The 11,419-nt window shown below is 74.9% G+C and carries 9 protein-coding genes and 1 pseudogene; 3 read left to right on the top strand and 7 right to left on the bottom strand.

The annotated features are described in order from the left end of the window. The 4 genes and pseudogenes from NH602_RS21365 to NH602_RS21350 all read right to left on the bottom strand — a co-directional run. Positions 1–333 (bottom strand): annotated as a pseudogene (locus NH602_RS21365) (hypothetical protein); the annotation flags it as partial. Between the two features lie 55 nt (positions 334–388). After that, positions 389–2,194, bottom strand: coding sequence for an NAD(P)/FAD-dependent oxidoreductase (locus NH602_RS21360; protein ID WP_073574430.1), 1,806 nt, complete (start codon positions 2,192–2,194; stop codon positions 389–391). A gap of 158 nt (positions 2,195–2,352) precedes the next feature. Beyond that, positions 2,353–3,156 (bottom strand): DUF1684 domain-containing protein, encoded by an 804-nt coding sequence (locus tag NH602_RS21355; protein ID WP_253068727.1) that lies wholly within the window; start codon positions 3,154–3,156, stop codon positions 2,353–2,355. Positions 3,157–3,205: 49 nt separating this feature from the next. Next, positions 3,206–4,033 (bottom strand): hypothetical protein, encoded by an 828-nt coding sequence (locus NH602_RS21350; protein WP_253068726.1) that lies wholly within the window; start codon positions 4,031–4,033, stop codon positions 3,206–3,208. Between the two features lie 99 nt (positions 4,034–4,132). On the opposite strand from NH602_RS21350, the gene NH602_RS21345 reads away from it, so the two are divergent. From NH602_RS21345 to NH602_RS21335, 3 genes are read left to right on the top strand one after another with little or no spacing between them, the layout of a single operon-like run. Then, the gene (locus tag NH602_RS21345; RefSeq protein WP_253068729.1) at positions 4,133–6,004 is read left to right on the top strand and encodes a hypothetical protein; all 1,872 of its coding nucleotides are present in this window, start codon (positions 4,133–4,135) and stop codon (positions 6,002–6,004) included. Positions 6,005–6,051: 47 nt separating this feature from the next. Further along, positions 6,052–7,341 carry a DNA polymerase IV gene (gene dinB / locus NH602_RS21340; RefSeq protein ID WP_253068728.1) on the top strand — a complete coding sequence of 430 codons (1,290 nt, stop codon included), beginning with the start codon at positions 6,052–6,054 and terminating at the stop codon, positions 7,339–7,341. A 49-nt stretch (positions 7,342–7,390) separates the two neighbouring features. Then, the gene (locus NH602_RS21335) at positions 7,391–8,161 is read left to right on the top strand and encodes a Clp protease N-terminal domain-containing protein (RefSeq protein WP_253068725.1); all 771 of its coding nucleotides are present in this window, start codon (positions 7,391–7,393) and stop codon (positions 8,159–8,161) included. 40 nt (positions 8,162–8,201) lie between these two features. On the opposite strand, the gene NH602_RS21330 is transcribed toward NH602_RS21335, so the two are convergent. The 3 genes from NH602_RS21330 to NH602_RS21320 are packed head-to-tail and all read right to left on the bottom strand — an operon-like array spanning position 8,202 to position 11,301. Then, positions 8,202–9,077, bottom strand: coding sequence for a MaoC family dehydratase N-terminal domain-containing protein (locus NH602_RS21330; RefSeq protein WP_073574245.1), 876 nt, complete (start codon positions 9,075–9,077; stop codon positions 8,202–8,204). Beyond that, entirely contained in the window at positions 9,074–9,868 is a 795-nt protein-coding gene (locus tag NH602_RS21325; protein WP_073574246.1) for an alpha/beta fold hydrolase, read from the bottom strand. Before NH602_RS21325 ends, NH602_RS21330 begins: the two co-directional genes overlap by 4 nt. Then, on the bottom strand, positions 9,865–11,301 hold the full coding sequence (locus NH602_RS21320) for a wax ester/triacylglycerol synthase domain-containing protein (protein WP_253068724.1): 1,437 nt from the start codon (positions 11,299–11,301) through the stop codon (positions 9,865–9,867). Before NH602_RS21320 ends, NH602_RS21325 begins: the two co-directional genes overlap by 4 nt. Positions 11,302–11,419: the final 118 nt, after the last annotated feature.

Genomic DNA, 11,419 nt, shown 5'->3' with positions numbered 1-11,419 from the left:
GGCGCCGTCGAGCCCGGACCGGCGCAGCGCGGCGGCGGAACCGGCGAGCCGGGCCGCGAGCGCCCCGTCGGGGGACCCCGGCGACCAGACCCCGGGCAGCGCACGGGCGACCATCGACGGGTGGAAGCCGTGGAACGCGGCCGTCACCGGAGCCGCGCCCACCGGCCCCAGCGGGGCGGCGCGCATCGCGAAGTAGCCGCGCCAGAATCCGCGGAACCCGGCCGCCTCGGCGGCCGCCCGCGCCTCGGGGGCGAAGTACACGACGTCGTGGACCGGTTCGAGCTCGGCCCACAGCGCCCGCGCGGCCTGCACCGCGATGTCGGGGACGGTCACCACCGCACCGTAGTGCGGCGGTGACCGTCCCCGACAGGTCTCTCCCGCTCGGCGGTCAGGAGAGGTGGTGGCGCTCCTGCAGCGCGTAGACGGGGGTGTCGATGCCCGCCTCACGCGCCTTGAGCTGCAACGCCAGGTACAGCGAGTAGAACCGGCTCTGGTGCAGGTTGCCGCCGTGGAACCACAGGTTCTGCTGCTGGGTGGGCTTCCACATGTTGCGCTGCTCGCCCTCCCACGGACCGGGGTCCTTGGTCGTCTCCGAGCCCAGGCCCCACACCTTGCCCACCTTGTCCGCGACGTCCTGGCCGACGATGTCGGCGGCGAGGCCGTTCATCGACCGGTAGCCGGTCGCGAACACGACGAGGTCGGCGTCGAGCTCGGTGCCGTCGGCGAGCCGCACCCCCTTCTCGGTGAACTCCTGCATCTGCCCGCGGACCAGCTTCACCTTGCCGTCGGCGACGAGCTCGGCGGCACCGACGTCGATGTAGTAGCCCGAGCCACGGCGCAGGTACTTCATGAACAGGCCGGAGTCGTCGTCGCCGAAGTCCAGCTCGAACCCGGCCTCCTCCAGCCGCCGGTAGTAGTCCGCGTCGACCTCGCGGGCCTTGTCGTAGGCGGGCTTCTGGAACGTGTGCATGATCCGGTACGGCAGCGACGCGAAGATCATGTCGGCGGTGTGGGTGTCGACGCCCGCCTTGACCGCGCGCTCGGAGTAGAGGTCCCCGAGGCCGTACTCCATCAGCGTGTCGGACTTGATGATGTGGGTGGACGAGCGCTGCACCATGGTGACGTCGGCGCCGACCTCCCACAGCGAACCGCAGATGTCGAACGCGGAGTTGTTCGACCCGATGACCACGACCTTCTTGCCCCGGTAGGCGTCCGGGCCGGGGTGCTGCGACGAGTGCTGCACCTCGCCCCGGAACTGCTCCCGGCCCGGGAAGTCGGGGATGTTCGGCTTGCCGGAGACGCCGAGCGCGATCACGAGCTGGCGCGGGCGCAGGGTGATCTGCTCGCCCGCCTTGTCGACGACGACGCTCCATCGGCCGGACGCCTCGTCGAACTCGGCGCTGCGCGCGGTGGTGGAGCCCCAGTAGTTCAGCTCCATGATCCGCGTGTAGAACTCCAGCCAGTCGCCGATCTTGTCCTTCGGCGCGAACACCGGCCAGTTGTCCGGGAACTTCAGGTACGGCAGGTGGTCGTACCAGACCGGGTCGTGCAGGGCGAGGCTCTTGTAGCGCTTGCGCCACGAGTCGCCGGGCCGCTCGTTGCGCTCGACGATGATCGTGTCGACGCCGAGCTGGCGCAGCCGGGCGCCCAGCGCGATACCGCCCTGGCCGCCGCCGATGATCACGACCTCGGGGTCGCGGGTGCGCCCCAGCTCGGCCAGCTCGGCCTCGCGGCGCTCCTTCCAGGTGACCCGGTCCGGGTTGGCGCCGTGTTCGGTGCCGAACGGCCGGTTCTCCCCGCGGGGCTCCTCGTGCCCCTTCAACTCGTCGAGGGTGGTGAGGAACGTCCAGGCCTTCCCGTCGACGAGGCGGGCGTGCCCGGAGCCGCGCCCGACGGCGGTCTCGAAGGTGAACCACACGTCGGTGACACCGCCGGCCTCGGTCGGCTCCGCGGAGATCTCCCAGTGCGACGGGTCGGTCCCGTCGAGGGTGTTCTCGAGCAGGTCGCGGACGCCGTCGTGGTGCTCGACGGTCTTCAGGTTCCAGGTGAACGCGACCAGGTCGCGCCAGTAGCTCTCGTCGGCGAACAGCGCGACGGCGCGGTCGATGTCGCGGGCGGACAGGGCGTCGGCGAAGGCGGTGAGCCAACCCTCCGCGGTCGTGCGTGCCGCCGTCTTCTCCTGCGTGGTGGTCACGGGCACCTCCTGCGAGCGGTTCGCCACGACCGGGGCGGCGCTCGCCGTCCTGCCGCGGTCGTCGGGGCAACGGAGGTGAGTGAACACCACCCGCGTGATCCACGACACCGGTTGCGGGGAGGTTGCAACTCCCCCTCACCGCGGCAGGACCGGGGGCCTCAGGCGAGGTCGGGCCGCAGCGGGCTCATCTCCCCCGCCTCGACGGCCACGTCCAGGGCGTTCCCGGCGGGCGGCAGCGGGCAGGTGGCGTGGGCGGTGAACGCGCACGGCAGGTTCACCACCCGGTTCAGGTCCACCTCCAGCGTCCCGTCCGGCGCCGGGTCGTCGGTGCGCAGGATGCGGCCGCCGCCGTAGGTGGTGTCCCCGGAGGTGGCGTCGCGGAAGTGCAGCGACAGGCCGCCGTCCTTCCCGGCCAGCGCCACGAGCCGCTGCGGAGCACCGGCCCAGGTGAACGCGACCTCGCCGACCGCGGTCGGGAAGTGCTGCACCCCGGCGACGACGGCGTCGACCGTCACCGTCCGCGGCGCGTCGTAGGGGGTGAACACGGCGTCGACGACGGCGGCCGGGTCGTAGGGCCAGGCGGGCACCCCGGTGAACGCGGTCCGGGTGCGGGCCTGCGGGTCGCGCACGCGCAGCGCCCACGCGTCGGTGCGCCGCGCGATCTCGACCACCCGCTCCCCCACGGTGACCATCACGCCGGGGGCGCCGTCGACGGGCCGGACGTGCGCGGTGCCGTCGAGCGGGCCGGTCGCGCCGGGCAGCACGATCCCGTCGTCCGCGACGGCGGTGACCGCGACCTCGTCGGGACCCGCGGCACGCCAGGTCCCGGGCAGCCCGGGGACGGCACCGTCACCGTCGTCGAGCCAGTGCAGCGCGGTCAGGGACAACCAGCCGTGCGGCTCGCGGAGGGTCTGCTCGCGCGCGGTGCGCCACGCGTCGTGGGCGGTGAGGGTGCTCGTCATGTGGGGGCAACACCACAGCCGGGCGGAGGTGTTCCCCCGGGGCCGCGGCTCAGTGCACGCGGCGGCGGACCGACTCCGGGTCCGGGCGGGTCAGCGCGACCACCCCGCCGAGCGCGACGAGGACCCCGGCCAGCGCCGCCCCCTCCCAGCCGGGCCGGATCCGGTCGCCGAGCAGCGCGATCCCGACGAGACCGGGCACGACCACCTCGGTCACCGACAGCACCGCCGTCGCCGGGCCGACGGCGCCGTCCTGCAGGGCGCGGGCGAAGGCCAGCACCCCGAGCACCCCCATCGCGACGACGCCGTACACCAGCGGGTCGAGCAGCAGGTTGCCCGCGGTCTCCCATCGGAGCGGGCCGGGGTGGATCGCGCGGACGGCCAGCGCGGTCCCGCCGAAGCCCAGCCCGGCCAGCAGCGCCAGCAGCATCGGCCGTCCGGCCCGCCACACGAACGGGGCGGCGGCCAGGATCACCACGAACGACACCAGCAGGACCGGGGTGGCCACGGGGGGCAGCGCGTCCGGGCGGTCCGGCGCGGCGCTCGCGGCCACCACGACCAGCCCGGCCAGCACCGCGACGACCGCCCACCGGTCGCGCCGGATCAGGTTCCACGGGTTCCAGTCGTGGTCGGCCAGTGTGGTCAGCGCGATCGCGCCCGCCAGGATCGACTGCACCGCGAAGACCGGCAGGTACCGCAGCGCGACGACGGTGAGCACCCAGGCCACGACGTCGGCGAGCAGCCCGGCCAGGAACCACGGCTGGAGCCACACCGGGCGCCCGTACTTCGCCAGCCGGCTGCCGCGGGCCTCCCAGAGGGCGGCGACGGTGTTGCCGACCATCGCCGTCGCGGCGATCAGCAGGGCGAACAGTGTGGTCATGTCCGGGCCCATCCTGCCCGCCCGCGGCACGACCTGCTCCGGACACGCCGATCGGCGCCCGTGGGTGTGTGGCCGGTGCCGGGCGTGCACACTCGGCCCATGCGCATGCGGTTCGGCCCGGACTCCGACGACGAGTTCCACGCGGCCGCCCAGGAACTCCTCGACGGGTTCGCGGCGTGGCTGACCGAGAACGAGGTGGTCGCCGAACCGATGTCGGCGGAGCTGCTGCTGCAGTACAAGTGGCTCGCCGGCGACGGCGACCTCGCCGACTGGCCGCTGGAGCACGTCGAGACCTTCCTCGACGGCTGGTGCCCGCACATCGTGCTGGAGCACCGGCTGCCGGTGCGGCTGGTGCCCGCCAGCGTCGCCGCGTTCGTGGAGTTCCTCGACGAGCGCGGGCTGCTCGCCCCGGGCTCGCCGCGGCCGTCGCAGGTGCGGCGACTGTGCGGCGAGTACGTCGAGGAGTACGACGAGCTGGAGGCCGGGGCCGGGTCGCCGCTGCTCACCGAGCTGGGTGACGACCCGGACCCGGTGCGGATCCCCTCGCCCGCCGACCGGGCGGCGTCCGCGGCGCAGGCCCGGATCCTGCACGACGCGCGGGCGCTGGCCGGCTGGTGCGGCCCGCGCGGCCGGTCCCTGACCGCGACGGGCAACCTGCGCCTGGCCGACGCCCGCGAGCTGGTCGGTCTGCTCGGCACCGGCGACGAGCCGGACCGTGTCGTCCGCCTCGACCGTTCGACCCGGCTGCGGACCCTGACCTGGGTGCTGGAGACGAGCGTGCGCGCCGGCGCGGTCCGGCGGGAGTCGGGGCGGCTGGTGGCGGTGCCGCGCTTCGCCGGGCTGGACGACACCTCCGCCCACGAGGACCTGGTGCTCGCCGCCCGCGAGGTGGGCGCGCTGTCGACGGGCTGGCCGCACGTCGCCGCCGAGGACACCGTGGACCCGGACCTGCCCGTCCGGGAGGCCGCGCCGACCCCGGTCGACGACACCGCACCCGACGCGGACGTGGTGTTCACCGGTGAGATCGACGACGAGGCGATCGAGGCGCTGCTGCGCGCCGAGGAGGGTCCGCCGTCGGAGGACGCGACCCCGGCCCTGCTGTTCCTGCTGCGCCACGTCGACGACGGCGTCGACCACGACGACCTGCGCCACGCCCTGGACGTGCTGCTCGACTGGACCGAGGACGCCGACGGGGACGCCGACGTCGCCTCGCTCCGGACCGCGACGCTGCTGGAGCAGCTGGAGCGGCTCGGGATGGTCGCCTGGACCGGGTCGAGCCACGAGCCCGACGGGGCGGAGGAGGTCCGGGTCGGCGGCATCGTGCAGCTCACCCCGGGCGGGGTCGCGTGCGCGCTGCTGCTGCTCGCCGCGGAGGACCTGCACTACCCGACCCGGCCGGACCCGGCGGTCGCCTCGGCCGCGGAGATCGTCGAGCTGGCCGGGGAGGTCCCGCCCGACGAATGGCGCCGCGACATCGACGCCTGGCACGCCGCGCAGCCCGATCCGGCGCGGGCGGTGGCCGAGTTCGTGGCGGCGGCGCTCGCGCCGGGCCAGCCCCTGCTCGTCGCCCTCACCGCGACCGGCGTGGCCGCGGACCGCTTCGGCGCCGAGGCCGTCGACACCCTGCTGCACGACCACCTCGACGGCCCGCACCGCGGCATGGTGGCGCGCCGGCTGGTCGCGCGCGGAGAGCTCGACGCCGACGCCGTCGAGCCGGAGCTGCTGCTCACCGCCTCGATCGACGTGCTGGCCGTCGCGCTGGACACCGTCGACGCCGAGGACTGGCCGGACGCGTTCGCCGCCGAGTTCCCGCCCGAGACCCTCGAGGTGTTCGACGCCGTGTGGCAGCTGGACCACCCGCGGGTCGGCGAGGTGCTGGCCGCGCTCGGCGAGCACCACCCGGACGCCGCGGTGGCCAAGGCCGCACGCCGGGCCCGGGAACGCTGGCGCAGCCGGACCGGGGGCGCCTGAGCCGTCGGGCGCAGCCGCTCGCCGCGGACCCCGCCGCATGCGAACATGTGTTCGTGCGCGGCCTGGCCACCATCCTGCATGCCGACCTGGACTCGTTCTACGCGTCGGTCGAGCAGCGCGACGACCCGCGCCTGCAGGGGCGGCCGGTGGTCGTGGGCGGCGGTGTCGTGCTGGCCGCGAGCTACGAGGCCAAGGCGCACGGCGTGCGGACCGCCATGAACGGCCGCCAGGCGCGGGCGCTGTGCCCGCAGGCGATCGTCGTCCCGCCGCGGATGGCGGCCTACTCCGAGGCGAGCCGCCGGGTGTTCGCGCTGTTCCGCGACACGACCCCGGAGGTCGAGGGGCTGTCGATCGACGAGGCGTTCCTGGAGGTCGGCGGGCTGGCGAGGATCGCGGGCACGCCCCGGGAGATCGCCGCGCGGCTGCGCGAGCGGGTGGCCCGGGAGGCGGGGCTGCCGATCAGCGTCGGCGTGGCCCGCACCAAGTTCCTCGCCAAGGTGGCCAGTGGGGCGTCGAAACCGGACGGGCTGCTCGTCGTCGACCCGGCGCGGGAGCGGGAGTTCCTGCACCCGCTGCCGGTGCGCAGCCTGTGGGGCGTCGGGGCGGTGACGGCGGGGCGACTGCACGAGGTGGGCGTGCGGACCGTCGCCGACGTCGCCGCGCTCGGCGAGGCCGCGCTCGTGTCCTACCTGGGGCCGGCCGCGGGACGGCACCTGCACGCGCTCGCGCACCTGCGGGACCCCCGCCCGGTGGACACGCACCGGACACGCCGCTCGATCGGGTCGCAGCGGGCCCTGGGTCGCCACCCGCGCACCGACACCGAGCTCGACGGCATCCTGGCCTCGACCGTCGACCGGCTGGCCCGGCGCCTGCGCGCCCCCCGCGGGTCCGACCGCGACGAGCCGGACGAGACCGTCGACATCGACGGCCCGTCCGTACCGCGCGACGCGGGTGGGGCCGCGACGGGCGGCCGGGTCTGCCGCACCGTCGTGCTGCGGGTGCGGTTCGGCGACTACGCACGGATCACGCGGTCGCACACGCTGCCGGTCGCGACCGCGCACACGCCGACGATCCTCTCCGCCGCCCGCCGGCTGCTGAGCGACGCCCTTCCCGAGATCCACGCCCGCGGCATCACCCTGCTCGGCCTGTCGCTGACCAACCTGGACCGCGACGACGCCCTGCAGCTGGAGCTTCCCCTCGACGCCCACGCCGGTCCGGCCCTGGACACCGCGCTCGACGCCGTCCGGAGCCGGTTCGGCTCGGCCTCGGTCGGCCGCGCCAGCCGCCTCGGCCACGACGAGGGACTGCAGGTGCCCCTGCTGCCCGAACACGAGTGATCGTCAACCCGAGGTTGACGAACAACTGTCGTCAACTTACGGTTGACGCATGACGTCACCGACACCCCTGGGGGGCACCGTCCGCCTCGACGACCTCATCCACGCCATCACCTCGGTCCACCAGGACCCGCTGGAGCAGCTCTCCGACGCCGTGCTCGCCGGGGACCACCTCGGCGAGGTCGCCGACCACCTGATCGGCCACTTCGTGGACCGGGCCCGCCGGGCCGGGGCGTCGTGGACCGACATCGGCCGCAGCATGGGGGTCTCCAAGCAGGCCGCGCAGAAGCGGTTCGTCACCCGTCCGGACGCCCCGGAGAACATGGCGCAGGGCTTCGAGCGGTTCACCCCGCGGGCCCGCAACGTCGTGGTCTCCGCGCAGAACGAGGCCCGTACGGCCGAGAGCGACCGGATCACCCCGGCGCACCTGGTCCTCGGGCTGCTCGCCGAACCGCAGGGGCTGGCCGTCGCGCTGCTGACCGGACTGGGGACCGACACCACGGCGCTGCGCGCGACCGCCGTCGCCGCGCTCCCGGAACGGGCGACGACGGTGCCCGCCCTGATCCCGTTCGACCCGGCCGCGAAGAAGGCCCTGGAGCTGACCTTCCGGCACGCACTGCGGATGGGGCACAACTACGTCGGGACCGAGCACGTCCTGCTGGCCCTGCTGGAGCAGGAGGACGGCGACGGTGTCCTGACCCGCTCGGGCGTCGACGGTGAGCGGGTGGAGCAGGCCGTCACCGAGGCGATCGCCGCGATGACCGGGGGCGGGGCAACGACCGGGGCCGGGGCCGGGGCCGGGGCCGGGGCCGGGGAGAGCTGAGGACGGAGCCGTGGTGCACCGGGGCAGGACCCGGGCAGGCTCAGGTCGCGAGCTCGATGCTCCCCCGCACCGACTCCGGTGCCCCGTCGGACCCGGCCGCGACGTCGATGCGGTCCCCGTCCGGGGTCCCGCCGACCCAGACGTCGGCGCCGGCGAAAGCCGGTGCGGTGAGGCGGTACTCGAAGCCGCGCACGAACGCCGTCGGACGGTGGCGGCGCGCGATCTCCAGGCCGAGCAGGGCGAACAGCGGGCCGTGCACGACCAGGCCGGGGTAGCCCTCGACGCCGGTGACGTAGGGCAGGTCGTAGTGGATGCGGTGGGTGTTGTAGGTCAACGCCGACATCCGGAACAGCAGCTCCGGGCCGGTCGGCACGGTGAAGGCCCACTCGTGTTCCGGGCGCGGCGCCGGGTCCGGCGCGACCGTGCCCCGGACGGTGCCGGCCGGCTGCGAGCGGTAGACGATGTCCTGCTCCTCGACGCAGAGCAGCGTGTCGCCGCGGCGGAACTCCGCCCGCGTCGTCACGAACGCCATCTCGCCGCTGCGGCCCTGCTTGACCCGGACCGGGCCGAGCTCCTGGCGGCGGGTCACCGGTTCGCCGACCCGCCACGGGGCGTGCCAGGTCAGGCGTCCGCCGGCGAACATGCGTCGCCGGTCCGGGACCGGCGGCAGGAAGTGGCCCTCGCGGGGGTGGCCGTCGTCGCCGAGCGCGGACATCGGCGGGGTGTCGAGGAAGGCGAGCCAGTGCCACAGCGGCGGGAGCGGGTCCCCGTCGGCGGCGACCGGGTCGAGGTCGAGCAGCCCGGAGAACGCGGCGACCGACCACGGGGTGACGGTGTCGGTGCCGACGAGCGGTCCGGGGGCCCAGCCGTCGAGGGCGGCGGAGAGGTCGGCGGGGGCGTTGCCGGGGCCGGTCACGACGCGACCTGGTAGCGGGTGTGCTGCAGGATCGTCCAGGCCACCAGCGCCGGGTTGTCCACCATCGGCACGTGGCCCACGCCGGGGAGCACGACCAGCTCGGCGCCGGGGACGGCGTCCATCAGCGGGCGGCCGTAGCGGCCGTAGGGGATCGTGCGGTCGGAGCCGGCCCAGGCGACCCGCACCGGGCAGGGCAGCTGCTCGAACGGTGTGATGGCGGTGTCCATCCGCGCCGCGGACAGCAGCGGCTCCAGGATGGTGCAGCCGGCGAGGTCGTCGAACAGCTCGGCCACCTCGTCGGCGGTGTAGCGGTCGGCGTGCTCGGCCACGGTGAGCAGGAGCAGCCTGCGGATCGCCCCGCACGAGGCCAGCGTGCGCATCGGCGCCCACCCGGCGAGCAGTGCCCCGAGCCGGAACACCACGAGCAGCCGGTACAGGTCCGAGGGCACCGACCAGGCCCCGGCCGGGGACAGCCCGACGACCGAGCGGGCCCGGCCGCGGCGGGCGAGCTCCAGCGCGGCCCAGCCGCCCAGGGAGTTGCCGACCACGTGCGGCCGTTCCGGCACACCCAGCGCGTCGAGCTCCTCGACCAGGGCGTCGACCATCAGGTCCATGCTGAACTCGCCCTCGGGCATCGACGGGCCGTCGAGGTGCCCGGGCATCGTGACCGCCCAGACCTCGTGGTGCTCCTCCAGCATGGGCAGCAGCGGCTTCCAGGCCCGCCAGGAGGAGGTCATCCCGTGGAGCAGCAGCAGCGGCTCCCCCGAGCCGCCGACGTGGTGTGCGCTCATCCGACGATCATGGGCTCGGCGGCCCCGGGCTGCAGCGCGAGGACCTCCGCGAACCCCCCGGCCAGGCAGCGGGCGAACTCCTCGCGGTCGGTGATCGCGGCCGCGTCGATGTTCGCCCCGACGCAGCACAGGTCCCCGTGGGTGACCACCGAGATCATCGCCGCGCAGCCGGGCAGCGGCGCGAACGGGTAGACGCGGTCGATCCGGGCGCCGCACAGGAACGCCTCGGACCGCAGCCCCGGCACGTTCGACGCCTGCAGGTCGTTGCCCTGGGTCGAGCCGCCCGCGACCAGGGTCAGCAGCGGGCCGGGCAGCCGGGCCAGCAGCGGCGCGACGACGTCGGGGCTCTCCAGCGCGGGCTCGGAACGGGCGGCACGCATCTGTTCGGACACCTCCCGGATCCGCCGGGCCGGGTCGGCGACGCCCATCGGCGCGGCGAGCCGGGCCGGTGCCCAGCGGTTGCCGCCCGCGGCGTCGCCCTCCCTGCGCACCGACACCGGCACCGAGGTGCGCAGGGTCGCGTCGCCGGTGACCGGGTGTCCCATCGCCTCGTGGTAGAGCCGGAAGGCGCCCAGCAGGGACGCGACGAAGGCGTCGTTGAACGAGCCGCCCACCGACTTGCCCGCCGCCCGCAGGTCGGCGAAGTCGACGTCGAGCGCCACGAACCGCCAGGACATGCCCCGCGGTCGCAGCAGCTCCGAACCGCTGCCCGGCGGCGGGGACAGCACCCGCAGCGCCGAGTCGAGGTAGCGGGCGGTGTCGCGGGCCGCCGACAGCGGGTGGGTGAGCGCGCCGACGACGTCGCGGGCGGCACGGGCGGCCGCCGGGACGATCCCGGCCTCGCGGCGGACCAGCCGGTCGACCTCGGCGAGCGGGTCGGGCGAGGTCGGCTCGGGCGCGGCGGGCTGCGGCTTGGTGTCGTCGTGCTCGCGCTTGCGGCTGTGCAGCTGCGACAGGAGCTGGACCACGCCCATGCCGTCGGTGAGCACGTGGTGCAGCTTCAGCAGGAACGCCGCACGCCCGCCGGGCAGCCCCTCGACGAGCATGGCCTCCCACGGCGGACGCTCCCGGTCGAACGGGGTCATCATGAACTGCTCGGCGATCGGCGACAGCTCCGCCCAGAAGCCCGGTCCGGCGCCGGGGATCCGCACCCGGCGCAGGTGGTAGTGGAGGTCGAACTCGAGGTCGTGGATCCAGTACGGCGTACCGAGCCCGCCCAGCGGCTCCCGGATGCGCTCGCGGAAGCGCGGGACCATCCGCGTCGCCCAGTCCACGGCGGCGACGAGCCGGTCCCAGTCGGGCTTGGCGTCGAGCAGCTCGACGGCCAGGACCGGGGACCGGAAACGGGGGTCGTCGCCCTCGGCCCGCCACATCATGACCTCGAACGGCGACATCTCGCGGGCCGAACCCCAGCCCGCCGGGGAGTCGCTCACTGGTCCACCCTCCGGGTGTCGGTGATCGTGATTGGGTTGCCGATGCGCCCGAGGTGCCGCTGGGTCATCGCCCTGCTCGCTCGACTCGGTTGAGGTCCAGCATGAGATCTGCGGGGCC

It is taken from the genome of Pseudonocardia sp. McavD-2-B, assembly GCF_024124365.1.
Taxonomy (GTDB): Bacteria; Actinomycetota; Actinomycetes; order Mycobacteriales; family Pseudonocardiaceae; genus Pseudonocardia; species Pseudonocardia alni.
Note: the sequence above shows the minus strand (reverse complement) of the source record. Positions and strands in the feature narration are given on the sequence as shown.